20 protein-coding genes are annotated in these 21,874 nt (G+C 47.9%); 12 read left to right on the top strand and 8 right to left on the bottom strand.

Annotated features, from left to right (window positions below; all coding sequences use genetic code 11):
- Window positions 1-2: 2 nt before the first annotated feature.
- From IEV98_RS04420 to IEV98_RS04390, 7 genes are all read left to right on the top strand, one after another.
- On the top strand, window positions 3-1,250 hold the full coding sequence (locus IEV98_RS04420) for an HD domain-containing protein (RefSeq protein ID WP_188504686.1): 1,248 nt from the start codon (window positions 3-5) through the stop codon (window positions 1,248-1,250).
- Window positions 1,251-1,299: 49 nt separating this feature from the next.
- The gene (lpxD, locus tag IEV98_RS04415; protein ID WP_188504685.1) at window positions 1,300-2,337 is read left to right on the top strand and encodes a UDP-3-O-(3-hydroxymyristoyl)glucosamine N-acyltransferase; all 1,038 of its coding nucleotides are present in this window, start codon (window positions 1,300-1,302) and stop codon (window positions 2,335-2,337) included.
- A 49-nt stretch (window positions 2,338-2,386) separates the two neighbouring features.
- Complete coding sequence (locus tag IEV98_RS04410; protein ID WP_188504684.1) at window positions 2,387-3,796, top strand: bifunctional UDP-3-O-[3-hydroxymyristoyl] N-acetylglucosamine deacetylase/3-hydroxyacyl-ACP dehydratase; 1,410 nt, start codon at window positions 2,387-2,389, stop codon at window positions 3,794-3,796.
- The gene (gene lpxA / locus IEV98_RS04405) at window positions 3,793-4,587 is read left to right on the top strand and encodes an acyl-ACP--UDP-N-acetylglucosamine O-acyltransferase (RefSeq protein ID WP_188504683.1); all 795 of its coding nucleotides are present in this window, start codon (window positions 3,793-3,795) and stop codon (window positions 4,585-4,587) included. Before IEV98_RS04410 ends, lpxA begins: the two co-directional genes overlap by 4 nt.
- Window positions 4,588-4,590: 3 nt before the next feature.
- Window positions 4,591-5,211, top strand: a complete 621-nt coding sequence (locus IEV98_RS04400; RefSeq protein WP_188504682.1) for an ABC transporter ATP-binding protein — start codon at window positions 4,591-4,593, stop codon at window positions 5,209-5,211.
- Between the two features lie 84 nt (window positions 5,212-5,295).
- The gene (efp, locus tag IEV98_RS04395; protein ID WP_188504681.1) at window positions 5,296-5,856 is read left to right on the top strand and encodes an elongation factor P; all 561 of its coding nucleotides are present in this window, start codon (window positions 5,296-5,298) and stop codon (window positions 5,854-5,856) included.
- Window positions 5,857-5,967: 111 nt separating this feature from the next.
- Window positions 5,968-6,558, top strand: a complete 591-nt coding sequence (locus IEV98_RS04390; RefSeq protein ID WP_188504680.1) for a 5-formyltetrahydrofolate cyclo-ligase — start codon at window positions 5,968-5,970, stop codon at window positions 6,556-6,558.
- On the opposite strand, the gene IEV98_RS04385 is transcribed toward IEV98_RS04390, so the two are convergent.
- Together IEV98_RS04385 and IEV98_RS04380 are read right to left on the bottom strand one after the other, a co-directional pair.
- The gene (locus IEV98_RS04385; RefSeq protein WP_188504679.1) at window positions 6,542-7,834 is read right to left on the bottom strand and encodes an HAD-IB family phosphatase; all 1,293 of its coding nucleotides are present in this window, start codon (window positions 7,832-7,834) and stop codon (window positions 6,542-6,544) included. The two genes, IEV98_RS04390 and IEV98_RS04385, sit on opposite strands and share 17 nt — an antisense overlap.
- Before the next feature lies 1 nt (window position 7,835).
- Window positions 7,836-8,873, bottom strand: a complete 1,038-nt coding sequence (locus IEV98_RS04380; protein WP_229738566.1) for an NAD-dependent epimerase/dehydratase family protein — start codon at window positions 8,871-8,873, stop codon at window positions 7,836-7,838.
- A gap of 118 nt (window positions 8,874-8,991) precedes the next feature.
- Between IEV98_RS04380 and IEV98_RS04375 the strand changes: the two genes are divergently transcribed.
- Window positions 8,992-10,173: a formimidoylglutamase gene (locus IEV98_RS04375; protein ID WP_188504678.1), complete on the top strand. Its 1,182-nt coding sequence runs from the start codon at window positions 8,992-8,994 to the stop codon at window positions 10,171-10,173.
- A gap of 31 nt (window positions 10,174-10,204) precedes the next feature.
- On the opposite strand, the gene radA is transcribed toward IEV98_RS04375, so the two are convergent.
- From radA to IEV98_RS04360, 3 genes are read right to left on the bottom strand one after another with little or no spacing between them, the layout of a single operon-like run.
- Window positions 10,205-11,584: a DNA repair protein RadA gene (radA, locus tag IEV98_RS04370; RefSeq protein ID WP_188504677.1), complete on the bottom strand. Its 1,380-nt coding sequence runs from the start codon at window positions 11,582-11,584 to the stop codon at window positions 10,205-10,207.
- A 2-nt stretch (window positions 11,585-11,586) separates the two neighbouring features.
- The gene (locus tag IEV98_RS04365) at window positions 11,587-12,747 is read right to left on the bottom strand and encodes a dipeptidase (protein WP_229738565.1); all 1,161 of its coding nucleotides are present in this window, start codon (window positions 12,745-12,747) and stop codon (window positions 11,587-11,589) included.
- Window positions 12,748-12,751: 4 nt separating this feature from the next.
- Window positions 12,752-14,536, bottom strand: a complete 1,785-nt coding sequence (locus tag IEV98_RS04360) for a serine hydrolase domain-containing protein (protein WP_188504676.1) — start codon at window positions 14,534-14,536, stop codon at window positions 12,752-12,754.
- An 82-nt stretch (window positions 14,537-14,618) separates the two neighbouring features.
- Here IEV98_RS04360 and IEV98_RS04355 point away from each other — a divergent pair, with 82 nt between their 5' ends.
- The 3 genes from IEV98_RS04355 (at window position 14,619) to miaA (ending at window position 17,650) form a co-directional block, all read left to right on the top strand.
- Window positions 14,619-15,416 (top strand): hypothetical protein, encoded by a 798-nt coding sequence (locus IEV98_RS04355; RefSeq protein ID WP_188504675.1) that lies wholly within the window; start codon window positions 14,619-14,621, stop codon window positions 15,414-15,416.
- 85 nt (window positions 15,417-15,501) lie between these two features.
- A complete protein-coding gene (locus IEV98_RS04350) occupies window positions 15,502-16,674 on the top strand; it encodes a Gfo/Idh/MocA family protein (RefSeq protein ID WP_188504674.1) in 1,173 nt (390 codons plus the stop codon).
- A gap of 46 nt (window positions 16,675-16,720) precedes the next feature.
- Window positions 16,721-17,650 carry a tRNA (adenosine(37)-N6)-dimethylallyltransferase MiaA gene (gene miaA / locus IEV98_RS04345; protein ID WP_229738564.1) on the top strand — a complete coding sequence of 310 codons (930 nt, stop codon included), beginning with the start codon at window positions 16,721-16,723 and terminating at the stop codon, window positions 17,648-17,650.
- On the opposite strand, the gene IEV98_RS04340 is transcribed toward miaA, so the two are convergent.
- From IEV98_RS04340 to IEV98_RS04330, 3 genes are all read right to left on the bottom strand, one after another.
- Window positions 17,645-19,198 (bottom strand): Rne/Rng family ribonuclease, encoded by a 1,554-nt coding sequence (locus tag IEV98_RS04340; protein WP_188504673.1) that lies wholly within the window; start codon window positions 19,196-19,198, stop codon window positions 17,645-17,647. The two genes, miaA and IEV98_RS04340, sit on opposite strands and share 6 nt — an antisense overlap.
- Window positions 19,199-19,549: 351 nt before the next feature.
- Complete coding sequence (locus tag IEV98_RS04335; protein ID WP_188504672.1) at window positions 19,550-20,386, bottom strand: tetratricopeptide repeat protein; 837 nt, start codon at window positions 20,384-20,386, stop codon at window positions 19,550-19,552.
- Window positions 20,387-20,422: 36 nt separating this feature from the next.
- The gene (locus tag IEV98_RS04330; RefSeq protein WP_188504671.1) at window positions 20,423-20,707 is read right to left on the bottom strand and encodes an HU family DNA-binding protein; all 285 of its coding nucleotides are present in this window, start codon (window positions 20,705-20,707) and stop codon (window positions 20,423-20,425) included.
- A gap of 252 nt (window positions 20,708-20,959) precedes the next feature.
- Between IEV98_RS04330 and IEV98_RS04325 the strand changes: the two genes are divergently transcribed.
- Window positions 20,960-21,781 (top strand): SDR family oxidoreductase, encoded by an 822-nt coding sequence (locus IEV98_RS04325; protein ID WP_188504670.1) that lies wholly within the window; start codon window positions 20,960-20,962, stop codon window positions 21,779-21,781.
- Window positions 21,782-21,874: the final 93 nt, after the last annotated feature.

Raw genomic sequence — 21,874 nt, 5'->3', positions numbered from 1 at the left:
GATTGAATAAAAAGAAAATAATCAACGATCCCGTTTATGGATTTATTTCCATTCCGTCTGGCTTCATTTTTGACCTGATACAGCACCCCTATTTCCAACGTCTACGTTATATCAAACAGGTGAGCATGACGCATCTGGTTTATCCTGGTGCATTACATACCCGCTTCCAGCATGCATTGGGGGCTATGCATCTGATGGCGCTGGCCATTGAAACGCTGCGTGGCAAGGATGTCGCAATTTCTGACGAGGAAGAGGAGGCCGTGTTGGCAGCCATTTTATTGCACGACATCGGGCATGGCCCTTTTTCCCACTCCTTGGAGCACACCTTGGTAGAAGGGGTTTCGCATGAGTGGCTTTCTACGTTGATGATGGATGAGCTCAATGAAGCAGTTGGGGGGCGGCTCGATCTCGCCATTATGATTTTCAATAACCGCCATCAGAAAAAATTCCTTTACCAGCTGGTTTCTGGGCAGCTTGATATTGACCGGATGGACTACCTCAGCCGCGACAGCTTTTTTACGGGTGTGGCCGAAGGGGTTATCAGTTTTGATCGCATCATAAAAATGTTGCATGTCGTTGACAACGAACTTGTCATCGAACAGAAAGGCATCTATTCGGTCGAGAAATTCCTCATTGCACGTCGGCTGATGTATTGGCAGGTTTATCTGCACAAAACGGTATTAAGTGCCGAACAGATGCTGCTTAAAATTCTCCAGCGAGCGAAGGCGCTGTATGAAAACGGTGTATCGCTCTTTGCTTCGCCATCCTTGGAACATTTTTTGCGCAACAAGATAACCCGGCAGAATTTCACCGAAGATGTGTCTCATTTAGCTCATTTTTCGCGTCTAGACGATACCGATATTTGGTCTGCTGTAAAAACTTGGGCATATCATGACGACCATATTTTGCGTATGCTATGTTCACGGCTCATCGCAAGATCTTTGTATCACACGGAGTTGCATGGTGCTGTTCCAGAAGAACAGCTGATAGCTGATTTGAAAAGTCAAGCTGTAGACTATTTCGGTATTGATACCGCTGAGGCAGATTACTACGTGTGGGTGCAATCAATTGAGAACAGTGCGTACGAACCAAACAACAGTACGATTAAGATTTTAATGAAGGACGGGAGTATACAAGACATTGCGGAAGCATCGGATCTATCCAATTTGGAGACTTTATCTAAGAAAGTGCAGAAGTTTGCCGTATCGTTTCCAAAGGAATTGGTCGGTATTCCGTCATCAATAGGCTGATAGCCAGTAAAAATTTGAATAGTTATCGTTTAAACTTATACATTTGCAGATGCAATTTTCCGCACATCAAATAGCAACGCTCGTAAACGGTTCCGTTGAAGGAAACCCCGATGTGATGGTGGAGCAATTGGCCAAAATCGAGGACGCATCAAGTGGTTCCCTCTCCTTTTTGTCTAACCCAAAATACGAACAATACCTTTATACTACAAAGGCATCGGTCATCATTGTCAATGAAGACTTGAAATTGGACCGGCCGGTAGCGGGCACAATCGTCCGGGTAAAAAATGCTTATTTAGCATTTTCTACGCTGCTGGAATTGTACAACAAAATGCGTTTAGATAAAACCGGTATCGAGGAGCGCGCCTTTATCCATCCGAGTGCAAAAATTGGCAAAAACGCCTATGTTGGTGCTTTCGCCTATATCGATAAAGGAGCTGTTATCGGTGACAATTGTAAGATATATCCCCATGTATATATTGGCGATAACGCCAAAATAGGCAATGATAGCACTTTGTTTCCTGGTGTATCGGTCTATTTTGATTGTAATATCGGGGAACGTGTCATTATCCACTCGGGCACGGTTGTTGGCAGCGACGGCTTCGGATTTGCTCCTCAAGAAAACGGCACATACACCAAGATCAGTCAAATCGGCAATGTAATTATCGAAGACGACGTGGAAATAGGTGCAAATTCGGTGATTGATCGCGCAACGATGGGTTCGACAATCATTCGAAAAGGTGTGAAACTGGACAATCTTATCCAAGTGGCACACAATGTAGAAATCGGGAAAAACACGGTCATCGCCGCCCAGTCGGGTATTTCTGGAAGTACCAAAATCGGCGAGAATGCCGTTATTGGCGGACAGGTAGGCATCGTGGGCCATATAAGCATTGCCAACGGCAGTCAGATACAAGCCAAATCGGGTGTTAATCGTACGATTGCCGAGGAAGGGAAAAAATGGTCAGGTGCCCCAGCAGCAGCATTTAATGCACAGATGCGCTCACAGGTGGTCTACTCGCGCCTACCGGAGTTAGAGCGCCGCCTTGAGGAGTTGGAACAATTGTTAACTAAAGAACTATCGAAATAAAACCAAGCGCTTTCCTTCCGTCAACTGACGGATAAGCCAATTGACAGCGATGAACGTAAAACAACGAACAATCAAATCAGAAATCATCATTTCAGGGGTAGGGCTACACACCGGCAAACCTGTGACCATGACCTTAAAACCGGCATCCGAACACCATTGGTACAAGTTCAGACGGGTCGATCTGGAAAACCAACCGACGGTCTTGGTGGATGCGGATAACGTGTCGGACACTTCGCGCGGTACGACGATCTCCCAAAACGGAGCAAGCGTGAGCACCATCGAGCACTTGATGGCAGCTTTGGTGGGCCTCCAAATAGACAACGTACTTATAGACATCGACGGACCGGAAGTCCCCATTATGGATGGAAGCTCTGCACCATTTGTAAAGGCCATTGAACAAACAGGTTATGTGGATCAGGGAGCCGATCGCGACTATTACGAAATTCCACACAACATACACCATACCGAACCGGATAGAAAAGTCGAAATGGTAGCCATGCCTTTGGATGGATACCGTTTTACTTGCATGATCGATTTCAACTCCCCAGTGTTGGGTAGCCAGCATGCATCGATCAGTAATATCGATGAATTTTCCAAAGACATTGCGTCATCCCGAACGTTTTGTTTCCTGCACGAACTGGAAATGTTGTTGCAAAATAACCTCATTAAAGGTGGCGACCTCAACAATGCTATTGTCGTGGTGGACCGTGAGGTGAGCAAAGATGAATTACGGCACTTGGCTACACTATTCAACAGGGAAGACATCGACGTGGCGAAAGAGGGCATATTGGACAATATCGAACTTCGCCATCAAAACGAACCTGCACGGCACAAGCTGCTGGACATGATCGGTGACCTAGCGTTGGTGGGACGTCCCATTAAGGGCCATATCATGGCTGCCAGGCCTGGCCATGCGGCCAACGTGGCATTTGCCAAGAAGATAAAGGCCCAAATCAGAAAGGAAAAGGGGCGCAGGTACGTAAAAATATACGACCCGAATATGCCGCCCCTGTATGATACGGTTCAAATCATGAATATCTTGCCGCATCGGCAACCTTTCTTGATGATCGACAAGATCTTAGAACTGACCAAGACACACGTGGTGGGACTGAAGAATGTCACGATGAACGAGGACTTGTTCTTGGGGCATTTTCCGGGAGCACCGGTTTTTCCCGGTGTATTGCAGATTGAAGCAATGGCACAAACCGGCGGCGTATTGGTATTAAGCACGGTACCAGACCCCGAGAATTATTTAACATTATTTCTAAAGATCGAGAATGCCCGATTCAAGGCTCAGGTTAATCCGGGGGATACGATTATCTTCCGCTGTGATTTGCTGGAACCCATCCGCAGGGGCATTGCACAGATGAAAGGGGTCGGCATGGTCGGTGATAAAATCGTAGTGGAAGCAGAATTGATGGCCCAGATTGTAAAAGTAAAAGAGAGCCAGGCATCATGATACAGCCTTTAGCATATATACATCCGCAGGCCAGAATTGCCGGCAATGTCGTTATTGAACCTTTTGTTACCATCCATAAAGATGTGGTGATCGAAGAAGGCACATGGATTGGTTCCAATGTGACCATCATGGATGGTGCGCGCATCGGCAAGAACTGCCGGATATTCCCCGGAGCCATTATTTCAGGCATTCCCCAAGATCTAAAATTCGACGGCGAGGAAACCACTGCGGAAATCGGTGATAATACCACCATCAGGGAATGCGTTACCATAAATAGAGGCACCAAAGACAAGTGGAAAACGGTTATCGGCAAGAATTGCCTGATCCAAGCATACAGCCATATCGCACACGATTGCATCGTAGGTGACAATTGCATTTTTTCGAATAGCAGTACATTGGCCGGCCACATTACCGTAGGTGATTACGTCGTCTTAGCAGGTTTGGTGGCGGTACATCAATTCTGCCACATCGGTTCGCATGCATTTATTGCTGGAGGTTCGTTGGTTCGCAAAGACGTGCCTCCGTTTGTAAAGGCAGCCCGCGAGCCGTTGGCTTATGTCGGTATCAATTCCGTTGGCCTAAGAAGGAGGGGCTTCTCTTCCAACCAAATCAATGAGATACAGGATATTTATCGGGTTCTGTTTGTCAAGAACAACAACCTGACCAAGGCTTTGGACATCATTGAAGCGGAATATAAGCCTACCGAAATCAGGGATGAAATACTTGATTTCGTGCGGAACTCCAATCGAGGCGTAATGAAGGGGTTTGGCCAAAGTAAGGGCGTGCTTTAGGTAATGGAAGTCATACTGGAAGACATCGGCCGGCGATTCAACCGAGATTGGGTCTTCCGGCATTTGAACTACCGGTTTACAACTGGACGGCGTTATGCGATATTGGGGCCTAATGGCTCGGGCAAGTCCACTTTACTTCAAATCATCGCGTCAAGCCTCACGCCATCTTCCGGTCAGATCCGTTACGTATCTGGGGAGCAACACATCGATCCCGAACGTGTTTATCAGTACATTGCTTTGGCTGCGCCTTATATGGAGCTGATTGAAGAATTCACGCTTACCGAACAGGTCCGGTTTCATTTTACGCACAAGAAGTACTTGCACGGCTTCGACGAACAGCGAGTAACTGACCTGCTTGGACTACGCCATGCCGAAAATAAACAGATCCGGTATTTTTCGTCAGGTATGAAACAGCGGGTAAAGTTGGCATTGGCCTGTTGTGCGGAGGCACCTATTTTACTCCTGGATGAACCGGCAACCAACCTGGACCACGATGGCGTAGATTGGTATTTACACCTCGTAGATAAGACCAGCGCCGACCGCATGCTGCTCGTCTGCTCTAATCAGGAGCGAGAATATGGGTTTTGCGAGTATACCATCGGCATCCCTGCGTATAAAGCCTAACCGGGCTTTTTTCCTGTTTTTTGCAAATAGTTGGCGTGTTTCGTATATTTACGCCCATATCTAAGACATTTGTAAAATTAAATCATGGCCAAAGCTTCAGACGTAAAAAACGGCAATATCTTGCGCTTCAACGGCGAATTAGTGTCTGTTGATGAGTACATTCATCGCACCCCCGGCAATCTACGTGCATTTTACCAAGCCAAAATGCGTAATGTGAAAACCGGAAAACTCGTAGAATACCGGTTCCGTACGGATGAAGAAGTAGAAATTGCGCGCGTTGAAACCAATGATTATCAGTACCTCTACGAAGATGGGGATACGTTCGTTGTTATGGATAACAATACGTTCGAACAATTCAATATCCCGAAGCATCTTTTCGGGAGTTCGGCACGTTTTTTGAAAGAGGGTATGCAGGTGCTGGTCGCGATGGAGAGTGAGGAACCGATTATGGCACAGGCCCCTACAACTGTAGAATTAGAGATAACTTATACTGAACCTGCCGTGAAAGGCGATACGTCAACAAATGCGTTGAAAAGCGCCACGGTAGAAACAGGTGTTGAGATTAAAGTGCCCCTTTTTGTCAATCAGGGAGACAAGGTAAAAGTAGATACACGTTCGGGAGACTATATCGAGCGCGTGAAATAAAAGAATTCAAATTTTTAGGTTTAGGTTGATTATTCGGTCTTGGGGCTCCCCGCTCCAAGGCCGATGTTTTTTGCTCCCTCTCGTGTATCTTTGTGCCCAACGTTCTCGATCATGCATCCATACACAAAACAGGAACTACGAAAAATATACCGCGAAAAGCGGATAAACCTGGCTGCCCAAGAGTTCCAGTCACTGAACGAACAATTGATGGCGCAGGTTATGGCACTCGACCTACGGGTACATGCCACAATACACCTCTTTCTTCCCATTAAGGGTAACCATGAACCAGACACCTATGCAATCGCTAAGTGGTTGAGGCAGGAATACCCCCATATGAGACTGGTCCTTTCTAGGACCGAGCGTGGCACCCCCGGCATGCGTCATTTTATCTGGGATAAGGCTACCGTCCTAACACTCAACCATTGGGGAATCCCCGAGCCGGAAAATGGAACCGCCGTACTCCCGTCAGAGATAGACGTGGTATTTGTACCGCTGCTTGCTTTTGATAGCTATGGACATCGCGTGGGGTATGGCAAGGGGTATTATGATCGGTTCCTTGCCGAATGCCGCCCAACGGTAAGGAAAATCGGCCTATCGCTGTTCGAAGCCGAAACAATCATAGGCGATATCACGGTGCACGACATGGCCTTGGATGCATGTATCACCCCGACTCGTATATGGGAATTCAATACAGCACCCTGAATTTTACAGTATTGGCTATCTGCCTGAGCTGTCTAAGCAACTGCTTGTCGTATTGCGCATCCACATCTGTCACTGCGTAACCGATATCCCCTTTGGTCATTAAAAACTGTGCGACGATGTTAATCCGGTTTTCGGCAAAGACATTATTGATCTGAGCCATCACCCCCGGCACATTGCGATGGATGTGGAGTAGCCGGTGCGCTCTTTCAATTTTGGGAAGTGGCAGATTCGGGAAGTTACGACTCATATACGTATCCCCTTTATTGATAAAATCGGCCATGCGTCGAGGGATAAACTCATTATTCCGTTTCTTTCCCTTTTTGTCATCAAAAAGAACAATCCCCTTCTCATTACAGATATCACGGTTCACGTGTTGTTTGCTATCGCCCAGGTAACCAATGGTTTTGAGCTTATCGGCCCTGGCCAACTGGTCGTCATCGATCGTCACGTCATTGCCCAACAGCAGCATGCCCACGTCTTTCACATATTTTTCCTCAAAGGTTTCCTTCACCCGGATGGAAAAGCCATCGCGCTTCAGGATGTGCGCCGCGATTTCCGGCACATTGCCCACAATGAGGCAGAGAATGCGGTTTTTCGGATAGGAAATGGCGCGCGGCAAATCATTCACATAAAGAAACTCATCGAAGCTGGGTGTCACGTGGTCCGCTTTCTCGGATACACTTTTGCGCTCTATATTTTCGGTAAAAGCAAAGAAACGCTCAATGAGTCCCGATTCCTTCAATTGGAAGTCTGAATAACCATCGCCGATGCCATAAATTTTACCGGGCAATTGCAACTGACGCAGGAGTTTCACCTTACCGCCTTCTTCCGAAAGCGGGTTGCTTTCGTCATAACCGGTAATGTTGCCTTTGTCATCAAATATAAAAGTATTCGCGTAGACGTTTTCCTTCTTGATGTGATAGGGGATAACAACCGGGAAAATAAACTCCTTGAATCCGCCCGAGACAATCAGTACGCTATCGGCATTTTTCTTAAAAAACTCCTTGTTACGCGAAAAGGATATGGACACTTTCTTTTTCAATACCCAAATCAACCGAGCAAGATGTTCCCGGTTGGCTTCCAAAAGCTTTACCCGTCCTGCCAGGCTCTCGCGGAAGGATAGCTGCCCGTTCATAGACAAGTTGGTAAGCCGGTCAATCTCTTCATAAACCAATTCTCTCGCCGGGTGATTGGCCAGCGAAATACGGGCCAATTCGTCCAATGCTTCTACCTGGGTGAAGGTACTGTCAAAATCAATGATGTAATAGTTTTTCAATTTATTGGGTTGTTAACAATTCCGTACATATTTCGCGCAGGGTATCGTCTATGGGTTTGAATGTGATACCTGTCGCGGCTACAACTTTCTGGTTCGAGAACCGCAACTTCCGGCTTGCTGCCCGGGCGGCTTCACGCGTGAGGAGTGGGCGCTGACCCGTAAAAAGGGAGAAAAACTTGGCGGCCCGCCAAGCGAGGCTTAACATAAAAGGAGTGGCCCTATACGTTGGCGCTGCCCTATCCAGGTAAACACTGCATCTTGCCAACAGTTCCTTATGGGCCATGTTTACATTACTCAATAAAAAACGTTGCCCCGTTATTGCAGGGTTATCCATCAATGCTATCATTATCTTGGCAACATCATCCACGTCGATAAGGCCTACTGCACCATCGGGATAAAAATTAAGTCCGCGGCGGAGCAGTGCAAAAATGGATCCGCTCGTACCGCTGTCCGTCGCTCTCGCCGATGGCCCGATAACAAGTGCGGGATTTACGATGACGCCATCCAGGCCCTCGGCAATACCCCGCCATACTTCCATCTCAGCCTCATACTTGGCAATGGCGTAGCCCGACTGGTCGGGCCCATATTCCCAAAGGTCGCCTTCGGTAGCCTCATTGTTGTTTTTGGCTTGCCCAACAGCGGCTATCGAGCTGACATGCAGCAACCTCACTTGATGCTCCAGTGCCAAACTTACCATGTTTGCAGTACCCTCTACATTTACCGTTATCAACCGCTTCTTGTCGGCCACCCGGTAAGAAATCAGGGCCGCACAATGGTAAACCTTTGTCACGCCTTTGAAAGCATCCTCCAATGCAAAAAAATCATTGACATCGGCATTCACCCACTGCAAGCCCGGCAAGCCCGTCAATTCGGCAGGGATGGCGGATGTTTCCCGCTTTGTAGCCCGGACGCTGACTCCCGCCACGATTAACCGTTTGATGAGTACCGCACCCAGAAAACCCGTTCCGCCTGTTACTAAAACCACCGTCTCAGTATAGTTTGATGATAATGCTTCAAAAGTAAGGTAATAAATGGACATTCTAGTTGTTTGTTTCAATTTTCCACGGCAAATTGACAACACATAAAATGCACTTTGGGCATATGCGCATTTTATGTAAGTTTGTCGGGTAATTTTGCCAAAACAACAGATAGCTACCATGTCCTTATCCGTTTTCTTTTCTCCCATTGACCCTCAGGATTTCACTCCCGATACGGGATTTTTCCGTTCCCAAATCGGGGCCTCTGTACGAATCCATGACAAGGATTTTCCGGATTTGGAGCATGAAAAGCCTGATTTGGTATTATTCGGGGTGCTGGACGACCGAATGGCTGTCGGCAACTCGGGTTGTGCCGGAGCTGCCGACATTATCCGCAAGCATTTATATGTACTTTATCAAGGTGAGTATAAACTGCGGGTGGCCGACTTAGGTAACATCAGGGCCGGGGAGCGGGTAGCCGATACTTATGCAGCGGTGAAAACGGTCTGTGGTGAACTCATTAAATCAGGTATCGTTCCCATTATCATCGGCGGTGGACAGGACATCACCTATGCGCAATACCTCGCCTATGAAAAGCTAGAGCAAAAGGTAGAGGTATCCATTGTCGATTCACGGTTTGACATCGATCAGGACCAGACAGAAAATGCACCGCTCAACTCACAGACCTATATCAATCACATCATCCTGCACGAACCGGATTACCTGTTTAATTTGAACAATTTGGCTTATCAAACCTATTTCGTAAGCAAGGAGTCGGTTGCCATGTATGACAAGCTCTATTTCCATGCGATGCGACTTGGCCTCATCGCCGGCAAGGTAGATCACATTGAACCGATTATCCGTGCAGCGGATATGGTAAGCTTCGACATCGGTGCCATACGGTTTTCGGATGCACCGGGTAATGCGTATGCCACAGCCAACGGGTTATTTGGCGACGAGGCATGCCAGATCTGCCGGTATGCTGGAATGAGCGACAAGCTCACCTCTATCGGCTTCTACGAATACAATCCAGCGTTTGACAACCGCGCACAGACCGCAATGCTTATAACCCAGATGATCTGGTACTTCATTGATGGGTTCTACAATCGCAAACACGATGCTCCACTTGTTCCTAAATCGGCTTACATCATCTATCGGACTAGCGTTCATAACGAGGCGTATGAATTGGTTTTTGTGAAAAGCAAGAAATCAGATCGCTGGTGGATGCAAGTGCCCTACTCGGGTTCTAAATCGGTCAATGAACGTTACCACCTCGTTCCCTGCCGGTATGAGGATTACCAGACGGCCGTATCCGGTGAAATGCCCGATCTGTGGTGGAAAACGCATCAGAAGCTGATTTGATGGGCTATGCTGCCTTCAGTGGCGGCCACTCTTATCCAAAAACCGCCTGGAATACTTCTTCTACTTTGGCTACTGCCCTGATGCTGATTTGATACTTGCTGCTATCCAGTCCTTTGGTATTGTACTTCGAAATGTAAATGGTTTCGAAACCCAACTTTTCTGCTTCTGCGATACGCTGCTCGATCCGATTCACGGCTCTTATCTCACCCGAAAGTCCCACTTCCCCGGCGAAGGCTATCGTTGCGGAAACCGGTATATCCTGCTGTGAGGAAATAATGGCGATAATGACCGCCAGGTCAATGGCGGGATCTTCCACACGCAATCCTCCGGCAATATTGAGGAAAACATCTTGGGCGCTGAGTCGAAAACCAAAACGTTTTTCAAGCACTGCGAGCAGCATGTTCATCCGCTTCGTATCAAATCCGTTGGATGAACGCTGGGGGGTGCCGTACGCGGAATTTCCCACCAAAGCCTGCACTTCGATAAGCATAGGGCGCATTCCCTCCAATAAAACGGCAATCGCGATACCACTCATGTTTCCTTCGCGCTGCGAAAGCAAGATTTCTGACGGATTGCTCACTTCGCGAAGTCCCGATCCTTGCATTTCATAGATACCCAATTCAGTAGCGGCACCAAACCGGTTTTTCACAGCCCTTAAGATGCGGTATGCGTGGTGACGATCCCCCTCAAACTGCAATACGGTGTCTACCATGTGCTCCAACACTTTGGGACCAGCTATAGCACCGTCTTTGGTAATATGGCCAACGATGAATACCGGAATCGCCGTTTCCTTGGCAAACTGAAGCAATTCAGCGGTGCATTCCCTTACTTGAGATACGCTTCCTGGGGCAGCGTCGATATGCGCGGAATGCAGTGTTTGGATTGAGTCGATAATGACCAAATGGGGAGCAACCGTATTGATTTGTTTGAAAATATGCTGTGTAGCCGTTTCGGTGAGGATAAAACAGTCAGCCTTGGAGGCCTGCGAAAGCCGCTCCGCACGCATTTTAAGCTGCTGCTCGCTTTCTTCACCCGATATGTACAAGGTTCTTGTATCCGGCATGTTGAGAGCAAGCTGCAACATCAATGTAGACTTTCCAATGCCCGGCTCACCACCGATAAGTACCAATGAACCCGGCACAATACCTCCGCCCAACACCCTGTTAAGCTCCTTATCGGGCGTGATGCGACGCGCCTCATCGGCATGAACGATTTCGTGTATCGCTGCGGCTTTGCTTGTTCGCTTCTTAACGCCAGACACGGTTTGCCAATCCGGCACACGGGCGCTTACACGTTCCACCACCTCCTCCACAAAGGTATTCCACTCGTTGCACGATGGGCACTTGCCGAGCCATTTCGCAGATTCATATCCGCAGCTTTGGCAAAAATAAATTGTCTTCGTCTTTGCCATGGTTATTCCTCCTGTGCCTTCATCAATCGTAACACATTTTCACCCAATATCTTACGAATATCTGCTTCGCTATATCCGCGTTGCAGCAATCCTTCCGTAAGATGTGGAAAGTCACCGCAATCGTCAAGGCCCTTAGGAGTGGATGATATACCATCAAAATCGCTCCCGATACCCACGTGGTCTATCCCGGCGAGTTGCACCATATAGTCGATATGGTCAAGCAGCAGGGAAAGCGGAGGGCGAAGCTGCTCTTTAGCCGCTGCGGACAACCGATCGAATTTGGAATCGGTTGAGCGCCGCACCGTGTCCTGTGCAGTGACCTGTTTTGCATACAGGCGGTTAATCTTCGTGTAATGCATCGGGTCAAGAAAACCCGAATAGAAATTCAGGCAAATCACACCATCGTTTTCGGCAACTGCTTTAATTTGGTCGTCCTGCAGGTTGCGTGGGTGTGCCATCAATGCATAAGCATTACTATGCGATACAAGCACGGGCTTGTTTGTGATTTCCATCACATCAAAAAACGTTTGCCGGCCCACGTGGGAGAGGTCTATCATCATCCCCAATTCGTTCATCCGGTGGATGACTTGCCGCCCGAAATCATTCAACCCCTTGCTTTTCAGTTTTTTTGAATGCCTGGTTTCATCCGTGGCCGAAGTCGCCCAATCCACGCTATTGTTCCAAGTAAGGGTAAGATAACGAGCACCCCGGGAAAAAAGGCTATCCAGATAGTCCATACGACCTTCGATCATGTGCCCGCCTTCAACCCCGATGACAGCGGCAATCTTTCCCTGCGATACCGTTCGCTGTAAGCTTTCCGTATCGGTTACCAAGGCAATTTCACTTGGATAATTCTGAATGACATTCATTAAACCATCGATTTGCTTGTTTGCATACGCAAACGCGGTACCCTTGCCGTATTTCTCATTACACCATACGGCAAAAACCTGTACGTCGATTCCCCCTTCCCGGATACGGGGAAGATCGGTGTGACCGGTATTAATCCGTTTGCCGATATCCTTCCCCCGCATGACCGATTGGTACAGCACATCGTTGTGTGTATCGATGACAAGTGCATCCGTATGGATACGCTGGGCTTCCTGCCCAAACAGTTGGAAGCCCCAGAACAAGGCAGCAACAAACAGCAGGTTCTTCTTCATCATGAGGTCATTTTGCAGCCGCAATCGCTTCATAGATAGCATCCTGTATCCTGCTGCGCACATTTAACTCATACAACTTCGTACTCACTACCGGGTGCACGCGGTTGGATAGGAAGATGTAAATCAGTTGTTCCTTGGGATCAATCCAGATACACGTGCCTGTATAGCCGGTATGGCCAAACGTAGCTTCTGAAGCCAGTTTTGAAGGATAATGTTTGGAGGTATCTGGGTCCGATCGGTCGAATCCCAGTCCCCTTCTGCTGGTGGCCGACTGTTTAGAAGTAAATAAATCTACAGTTTCCGCCTTGAAATACCGCGTACCCCCATATTCGCCCCTATTGAGCAACAACTGCCCGTAGATGGCTAGGTCGTTTGCCGTAGCAAACAGGCCGGCATGGCCAGCAATACCACCCGCCATGGCCGCACCCTGATCGTGCACATACCCCTGCAGCAGTGTCTTTCTGAAGGTTTTATCGTTTTCAGTAGGGATGATCCGTTCCTTGGGGAAGCGATTCCGGGGGAGGTAGCCCGCCGTCTGCATACCCAATGGTTGGTAAAATTCCTGCTGAATGTAGTCTTGGATGGGAATACCTGTTTGGTGTTCGGCTACTTCCTTCATGACATACATGCTGATATCGCTATATACATAGGCGCCTGTCGGATTGAGTTTGGACTCAAGCATGATGGGCCACATGACCTCTTCGTAATATCCCGTGCGGATGTAACAGCCGTCGGCTACCTTTACGGAATAGGCCGCAGAGGAATCCGTACTCAAATCGCCGGGCTTCAACTCCCTGTAGAATGGAATAAATGGGGTAAAGCCCGCTTCATGAAGCATTACATCCCGCAGTTTGGTGTCATTCTTATTGGTGCCCTGTGCTTGCAGCAGGTAATGGCCCATGGTGCTATCCAAATCGATGACGCCGCGCTCGCTTAGGCGCATTACCGCAGGAGTTGTCGCAGCGATCTTGGTCACGGAAGCCATGTCAAAAATATCAGCGGTTTTCGTAGGAACATTTCGGTCATACGTATGATAACCATAAGCCTTTTCAAAAATCACCTTACCATTCTTGGCAACCAGCACCACCGCGCCTGGGGCAGCCCGCTCACGAACGGCTTCCTGAACGATGCCATCGATTTCAGCCTCAAGACGGGTCTGATCGAGACCTAATGCAGCGGCGTCCGTGTATTGCAATCGTATTTGCTCCGTGACAAAACCTGCCCCTGTTGCATACCGGGCAGAAAACGATTGCGGTAGGCGAGCCGTACAAGCCATGCCGCCAAACACCGACATCGCCATATGCTCAGCAGCCGCCTCAGTCGCCTCGGGATTCCATATTATCGGGAAATGGACAAAATCCAGTTCACCCAGTTTTGTGCCATCTCCAAACACAGCGAGTATCACCTCTTTTCCTATAGCCTGCGTGTTAACGAACTGCATGAACCGTCTTTCTGTCAAATCCACGGCATCCACAGCAACGATAATCGTATTGTAGAACTTCAATGCTTCATCGAGGCTACCATAGGCGTCTGCTTGTACCGGCACCGTAAAACGGGCAACCGAAGTGTAGCGAGCCAGCAGATTGCCAAACACATCAGCTATGGGTTCAGCAAGCTTGGTGATATAGGCGACACTACGGTCTTCCAGATCGCGCAGGGGGACAATCCGGATTTGGTTATTCAATAAAACCGTATGGTTTGTATTTGCCGCCACGTGGGATTGAGCGTGGGAGGTCAGGCTATTGCATAGGCAGGCAAAGAAAAAGGATATTACGGTGAGGATTCTTCTCATATTGACGAATATCGCTATTTTGCACAAAAAATCGTTATCTCTTGAAAATTTTGTGATTTTTGTATTCATTTACCTGTCTTCCATGTTTAATGTCAACAGCGCCTTCTACAGGTTTCTTACGGATTTGCAAAAGAAGTTGCATACCGAATTTGCTTTAAAAGCATTGTCAGAAACTGCATGTTTATTGTATACAAGTCCGGATAGTATCCAAGTCGTATATTACCGTTGTGATTCCAAGAAACGCGTGCCGATAGCTAGCGATAGTCGCGTTATCCATATCGATGAGGATCTTTGGATTACCAAACCGGATCTTCTACTCAACCGCATTGCCGCTTTAGCGGGAAAGGCACAACGTATCCACGCACGGAATACCGTGGTGGCACGTATCGAAAAACCCGTTGCAATGGCTTTCCAACAGGAGCACCATCTACAGGTAGCGTTGCCCGGCAAGTACCGCTATGGTTTGTTTCATGAAGGGGAACTGGTGGCAGCGGCGGTCTTCAGCGGCGGCAGGCAGATGGAGAATAAACCGGCGGATTACCGCTCGTTTGAATTGCTCCGGTTTTGCCACAAACAAGGACTACACGTGGTGGGTGGTTTCAGCAAGCTGCTGGATGCCTTCGAGCGGGATTTCGAACCGGGAGATATCATGACCTATGCCGATAAGGATTGGTCTGATGGCAGCAGCTATCGCAAAACAGGCTTTACCATTGTCGGAGAAATTGAACCCCAGATCTTTTGGGTAGACAAACGTACAACGAAACGGTATTACGAAAGTACGCTGCCCGTGGAGATCGTCCAAAAATCAACCGACGGACGGGTAAAATCGGGTTATACGCCTGTCTACAATAGCGGCAGCATCAAGCTGGTGAAAGCGTAATGCCTTCTGCCCCGATGCAATAGCAGATTTTTAGTATATTCGGGCAGATTTTATTGGCCTATAAATTTTTAAAGCAACAAAACAGATGAACAGAAAACTTCGCATGGGCATGGTTGGAGGAGGCAAAGACGCCTTCATCGGCGCAGTGCACCGTATTGCAGCCAACATGGATGGCTTGGTAGAGTTGGTGTGCGGTGCGTTTAGCATCAACCCGGAAATAGCTCAGGAATCTGGCAAAGCACTTTTCATTCCGGAAAACCGCATATACCTGACCTACGAGGAAATGATGGAGAAGGAGCGCCTGCTCCCCGAAGATGAGCGCATGGATTTTGTCACCATTGTGACACCTAATTTTGTCCATTATGCCCCGGCGAAACTGGCATTGGAGAGTGGTTTCCATGTGGTCATTGAAAAGCCGATGACGTTCACGTTGGAGGAAGCCAAGGAACTCAAAGCAATTGTGGAGCGCACCGGTAAGCTATTATGCCTCACCCACACCTACAGCGGTTATCCGATGGTTAAACAGGCCAAGGCGATGATAAAAGACGGCGTAATCGGCAAAGTCAGGAAAATCGTGGTCGAGTATCCGCAAGGATGGTTGAGCCGGCTCTCCGAACGGGAAGGAAATGCACAAGCTGCGTGGCGCACAGACCCCAAGAAGTCAGGCAAAAGCGGTTCAATGGGTGATATTGGTACACATGCCGCGCATTTGGCCGAATACGTAACCGGCCTACAGATTAGCGAGCTCTGCGCTGACCTGTCTACGTTGGTTGAAGGCAGGATGTTGGACGACGATGGTAACGTGTTGTTGCGTTTTGACAATGGTGCAAGGGGAGTCCTGATCGCATCACAGATATCCGCAGGAGAGGAAAATGCGCTTCGCATTCGGGTATACGGCGAAAAGGGTGGAATCGATTGGGCCCAGGAAGACCCGAACAACCTGATCTTGAAACTACTTGACCAACCCCGTCAGTACATTCGCACAGGCAACGGCTATCAAGCACCCTATACGCTCAGCTCTTTTGCAACCCATAATACCCGCATTCCTTCGGGCCATCCAGAGGGGCTTTTGGAAGCGTTTGGCAACATCTATCGCAATTTCGCGCTTACGGTATCGGCCAAGCTCAACGGCGAAACGCCTACTCCCGAGATGCTCGATTTCCCACAGGTAGACGAAGGTGTACGAGGCATGGCGTTCATCGATAACGTCGTGGCCAGTAGCGAAGGCGCCGAGAAATGGACAAAATTTGTCGTTTAAAATAAGTCAACATTGAACCTCTCGGGTGGCCCGGTAGCGGGCTGCTATGCAACCCGAGAGGTTCCTTCTTCCCATGGAAGATAACCATCCCCTCCTTGTTATCCTCGGTCCGACTGCCTCTGGAAAGACCGAGCTGGCCGTAGCGGTAGCCAAACGAATCCATGCCGCCGTGATCAGTGCAGACTCGCGGCAGGTATACCGGCGTATGGACCTCGGTACCGGCAAGGACCTCGATAGCTATGGCGATATCCCTTACTATCTCATCGATATACTGGAGGCTGGAGAACGCTACCATGTAGCCCAATACCGGGAAGATTTCCACCATGCGCTGACGACCATTCAACACGAAGGAAAGCGAGCTATACTGTGCGGGGGAACAGGATTGTACATCCAATCGGTATTGCAGGGACTTGACTACAGTATGGTGCCCGTGAACAATACGCTTCGTCATTCACTCGATCCGCTATCCAAGGATGCCTTAACCCAGGAGTTGGGGAGTCTGACCATCCCCGCGGATTTCAAACCGGATACCAGCACCAAAAAACGGCTTATCCGGGCAATTGAAATTGCGGATTGGTGCAGCCATCAACCCCTGCCACCTACCCGTTACCCTCCGGTAAAGGCAATCCTTTTTGGTATCGATCCTCCGGTTGAAGAACGAAGGCGGAAAATTACCGAACGGCTCGTTCAGCGACTTGACGAGGGGCTTATTGAAGAAGTGAAGGGCTTATTGGAAAATGGGATATCGCCAGAAAAGCTCATTTACTACGGGTTGGAATATAAATACATCACCCGATACCTGTTGGGCGAGCTCGACTATCAGTCGCTTTTCTCCCGCCTCAACACCGAAATACATCGTTTTGCCAAGCGGCAGATGACTTATTTCCGCAAAATGGAAAAAGATGGATTCAAAATTCGCTGGTTGTCCAATGGAACAACCAACGATAGGACGAATGAGATCTTAAATGCGTTATAATTTTATCTCCACTTCCTTACCATTGAAGAAATGGAACTCGGTAAGGTAATACGAAGATACCGGCTTTACTTTAATCCAGCGGCCAAACTTAAAATACCACTTCACTCGCCGCGAAATAAACCCTGATTTAATATAGGCATAGATGTATGGGTGCACGCACAAGGTGATGTCTTTTTCGTTTTGTTCCTGCAAGATGAATCCCAGGTTATTTTCGATGTCGTCCATCAATACGATGCTCGACCGTATTTCCCCGGTACCGTCACACGCTGGGCATTTCTCATTGGTCACAATAGTCATTTCCGGCCGTACACGCTGCCGGGTGATTTGTACCAAGCCAAACTTACTCGGCGGAAGTATAGTATGCCGCGCCCGGTCTGTTGCCATGCATTGCTTAAGGTAAGCATACAGTTCTTTGCGGTTGGTCGGTTTGTGCATATCGATAAAATCGATGACCACAATGCCGCCCATATCTCGTAAGCGCAGTTGTCTGGCTATTTCCTTGGCCGCTTCCATGTTTACCTGCAGCGCGTTTTCTTCTTGGTTTTCTTTATTGGCTGTCCGATTGCCGCTATTGACATCGATGACATGCAATGCCTCGGTGTGTTCGATTACCAAGTACGCGCCGCCGTGTAGATTTACCGTCTTTCCAAAGGCAGCTTTAATCTGACGTTCAACGCCGAAGTGCTCAAATATATGTTCCTTGTGCTTATAAAGCTTAACGATCTTCTCTAAATCAGGTGAGATTTCCTGCACATAGGAGCGGGTCTCTTCGTAGATGGCTTGCTCATTCACATAGATATGCGAAAACTCATCGGTGAGGATATCGCGCAAAATGGTTGAGGTCCGATCCATTTCACCGAGTACTTTCTGCGAGGGTTCTGCCGATCGCAAGCGGCTGGTCAACACCTCCCACTTGGCAATGAGATCCAACAAATCCTTCTGCAGTTCAGCGACGCCCTTACCCTCCGAAACCGTTCGAATAATGACACCGAAATTGCTCGGTTTAATGCTTTCCACAATCTTCTTGAGCCGATTGCGTTCGGCATTGCCTTTGATTCGTTTAGAAATGGATACTGCGCTCGAAAAAGGCACCAATACAACGTACCTACCAGCAATAGACAAATCCGAACTTAGCCGTGGTCCCTTGGTAGAAATGGGTTCCTTGGCTATCTGCACGGGCAACAACATATTACGGGTCAATACCTCAGATATCTTGCCGGCTTTGTTGATGTCTTTTTCTAATTTTAAACTATCGAGCAGTTTCTCTTTGTAACTGCCATTCTTTACTAATTTGGTAAGCTTGATGAGCGATTGCACCTGAGGACCCAAATCCAGATAGTGCAAGAAAGCATCTTTCGAATATCCAACATCTACAAATGCCGCGTTAAGGCCAGGCATGATTTTCTTTATCCTGCCTAAATAGATATCCCCAACGGCGTAGTTGTTGTTTGCTTGTTCCTTGTTGAGCTCTACAAGCTGTTTGTCCTGAAGTAAAGCGATAGTGACCCCTCTTTCGGGAGTCGAATCGATAATTAACTCCTTTACCAACAGCTACTTCTTTTGCAAAGCAGGCAATTGTTGGAAACAGCATTTTTTGCTGCTTTTTTACGTGCTTTATGCTACGGCAACCACCTGCTCTGAATGAAACAATAAAATACGTTTAATCAACATCCCTTATCCTTCTGGAAGCGCTATTAGGGCAGAGTTCTATTGTGAAATCACGCTCGTTTATATACCCCATCCCAGAAGCGGGTTTATGTTAGACAGGCTGATTATTTTTTCTTGTGCCTGTTTTTTCTTAAACGTTTCTTACGCTTGTGGGTAGCCATCTTGTGTCTTTTTCTTTTCTTTCCGCTTGGCATAGCTTAAAAATTTTTTTAAATGAATAAATTAAAATGATTATTTACTCAACTCATCGATCTTACGATTGATAAACTGAGTGAGGGTTGGATCAGCAGCTAAATCCCTGCTTTTTTCAAAAGCAGCTATCGCTTCGTGTTTCAACCCAATGTTTTCATAACTCGTTGCCAGATAAAAATAGGACTCGGCGTCTGGCTGTAAAGAAACAACCGTTTTGAACCGGTCGATAGCGCGGTCAAACTGGCGTGACTGCATCGAAAACAAGCCCAGGCTTTTGTTAGCCTCAACATGATCGGGATCGGCTTTGACAACCTCCTGAAGGAGGGAGATTCCTGCCATGGGATTGTTCGTACCACTTACATATGCGCTGCCCAATCCCGTCTTTGCATCCAAACTTGCCGCATTCCGTTCCAACGCCTTTTCATATGCGTTGATTGCATACCCATTAAGTGCGCGGGCCATCAATGTGTCTTGCAGGTTGGTATAGGCTGCGCGGTATGCGTCGCCCGCTTTGAGCCAATGATCAAACTGGTCATCGAGCTTCGCCAATTCTTCATACACAAATCCAAGCGGGGCAGGCCTATTCACGTCATCCCATTTGGTTGCAAGTTGTTGCAATACACTTGCCTTTTCTGAATCGGCGGCACGCTGCAATTGCGCTTCAATATCCGAAATTTCCTTGATAATACTTGCGTTGAGTCCTTGCTTGGCTTGTTGCGAAACGGATTCAAGTGTAATTTGAGGACCGGCATTAGCGCCAGCGGCCGCACCTGCCTTCTCTTCATTGACCAAACCCTTAATAGGCTGCGCCAATAGAAACCCCATAAGTATGACTATGGATGTAACGGCGACTACCTGTTTGGTCCTCTGCTGCATGTGTGGATTGTATTACCAGCTTGGGTACAAAAAAAATTATTTGTTGCCAGACTTCACCTTTTCAACAAAGGTTTTGGCCGGCTTGAAGGTTGGCACATAGTGTGCTGGGATAATGATAGCGGTATTCTTTGAAATATTGCGCGCAGTCTTTTCAGCTCTCTTTTTCACTACAAAACTACCGAAACCTCTTACGTAGACATTCTCGCCCCCAACCATCGCATTTTTTACAACCTTGAAAAAAGCCTCTACCGTTTCTTGAACATCTACTTTCTCTAACCCTGTTTTGTTAGCGATTTCTGCGATAATTTCTGCCTTAGTCATATCTATAATTTTTGTAATTAATTATTTTTCAATACATAAGCCCTTCGAATGTTGGGGATGCAAAAGTATCGCTTTAAAACGACATCTTAAAATAAAATTGTTAAATTTTTGTAAATGAACATCTTTACCGGGCAGTTCAAAAAATGCGCTACAACGTTTTCGTTAATATTTATCCAGAAAGGTACTCCTAATAATTCCATTTTTGACTAATATTGGGGCTTAAAACACAATATAAACCCTATTGTAATAGTTATGGATGGAATAGAACAGTTTTCATTAGCCGACAAAGTGATTGTGATTACCGGTGCCACTGGGGTATTAGGCGAGTCGTTTGCACTCGCAACTGCGGCTGCAGGAGCCAAGGTGGCGGTATTGGGAAGAAACCGGGAGCGAGCCGAGGCCCGGGTAGCCGCTATCAAATCAAACGGCGGCGAAGCGATTGCTGTCATTACCGATGTATTGGATGAACAAGCCGTACACCGCGCTCAAGATGAAATACTGGATGCCTGGGGCACGATAGACGGTTTGGTGAATGCTGCAGGGGGCAATATTCCGGGGGCTACAATAGCTCCTGAACAAAACCTTTTTGACACCAACATTGCCGATACACAGAAGGCCGTAGAGCTCAATCTCTTCGGTACTGTGATTCCTACACATGTTTTTGGGCGGGTAATCGCCGAGAAGGGAAAGGGATCTATTGTGAATATCTCTTCACTAGCAGCGCAGCAGGCAATTACCCGTGTAATGGGCTACAATATGGCCAAATGTGCGATTGAGGGATATACCAAATGGATGGCGGTAGAGCTGGCACAGCGCTATGGTGATAACGTGCGGGTCAATGCCATTGCCCCCGGCGTGTTTCTCACCGAGCAAAACCGGTCGTTGCTTACCAATCCCAACGGGTCATATACAGACCGGGCCCAACGTTTTGTCAACAATACAGCCTTCGGGCGACTGGGCAGTCCAAAAGAGCTTACCGGGGCATTGATTTTCCTGCTCAGCGATGCGTCGGGCTTTATTTCGGGCGAGACCATTTTGGTGGATGGTGGGTTCAACGCGTGGAGCGGGGTGTGAAGGAGGCGGCAAACTAGGATGGGGTAAAGCAAACGAATGAACGGATAAGGTTAATGAGCAGGGAATACGGATGAAAGGTAAGCATAGCGCTAA

Origin of the sequence: Parapedobacter pyrenivorans (assembly GCF_014636865.1) — a bacterium.
GTDB classification, from domain to species: Bacteria; Bacteroidota; Bacteroidia; order Sphingobacteriales; family Sphingobacteriaceae; genus Parapedobacter; species Parapedobacter pyrenivorans.
Note: the sequence above shows the minus strand (reverse complement) of the source record. Positions and strands in the feature narration are given on the sequence as shown.

Excerpts from the sequence above, each read along its gene's own strand:
- lpxD (WP_188504685.1), top strand. The coding sequence starts at position 1,300 with ATGCAATTTTCCGCACATCAAATAGCAACGCTCGTAAACGGTTCCGTT.
- IEV98_RS04410 (WP_188504684.1), top strand. The coding sequence starts at position 2,387 with ATGAACGTAAAACAACGAACAATCAAATCAGAAATCATCATTTCAGGG.
- lpxA (WP_188504683.1), top strand. The coding sequence starts at position 3,793 with ATGATACAGCCTTTAGCATATATACATCCGCAGGCCAGAATTGCCGGC.
- IEV98_RS04400 (WP_188504682.1), top strand. The coding sequence starts at position 4,591 with ATGGAAGTCATACTGGAAGACATCGGCCGGCGATTCAACCGAGATTGG.
- efp (WP_188504681.1), top strand. The coding sequence starts at position 5,296 with ATGGCCAAAGCTTCAGACGTAAAAAACGGCAATATCTTGCGCTTCAAC.
- IEV98_RS04390 (WP_188504680.1), top strand. The coding sequence starts at position 5,968 with ATGCATCCATACACAAAACAGGAACTACGAAAAATATACCGCGAAAAG.
- IEV98_RS04380 (WP_229738566.1), bottom strand. The coding sequence starts at position 8,873 with ATGTCCATTTATTACCTTACTTTTGAAGCATTATCATCAAACTATACT.
- IEV98_RS04375 (WP_188504678.1), top strand. The coding sequence starts at position 8,992 with ATGTCCTTATCCGTTTTCTTTTCTCCCATTGACCCTCAGGATTTCACT.
- radA (WP_188504677.1), bottom strand. The coding sequence starts at position 11,584 with ATGGCAAAGACGAAGACAATTTATTTTTGCCAAAGCTGCGGATATGAA.
- IEV98_RS04365 (WP_229738565.1), bottom strand. The coding sequence starts at position 12,747 with ATGATGAAGAAGAACCTGCTGTTTGTTGCTGCCTTGTTCTGGGGCTTC.
- IEV98_RS04360 (WP_188504676.1), bottom strand. The coding sequence starts at position 14,536 with ATGAGAAGAATCCTCACCGTAATATCCTTTTTCTTTGCCTGCCTATGC.
- IEV98_RS04355 (WP_188504675.1), top strand. The coding sequence starts at position 14,619 with ATGTTTAATGTCAACAGCGCCTTCTACAGGTTTCTTACGGATTTGCAA.
- IEV98_RS04350 (WP_188504674.1), top strand. The coding sequence starts at position 15,502 with ATGAACAGAAAACTTCGCATGGGCATGGTTGGAGGAGGCAAAGACGCC.
- miaA (WP_229738564.1), top strand. The coding sequence starts at position 16,721 with ATGCAACCCGAGAGGTTCCTTCTTCCCATGGAAGATAACCATCCCCTC.
- IEV98_RS04335 (WP_188504672.1), bottom strand. The coding sequence starts at position 20,386 with ATGCAGCAGAGGACCAAACAGGTAGTCGCCGTTACATCCATAGTCATA.
- IEV98_RS04330 (WP_188504671.1), bottom strand. The coding sequence starts at position 20,707 with ATGACTAAGGCAGAAATTATCGCAGAAATCGCTAACAAAACAGGGTTA.
- IEV98_RS04325 (WP_188504670.1), top strand. The coding sequence starts at position 20,960 with ATGGATGGAATAGAACAGTTTTCATTAGCCGACAAAGTGATTGTGATT.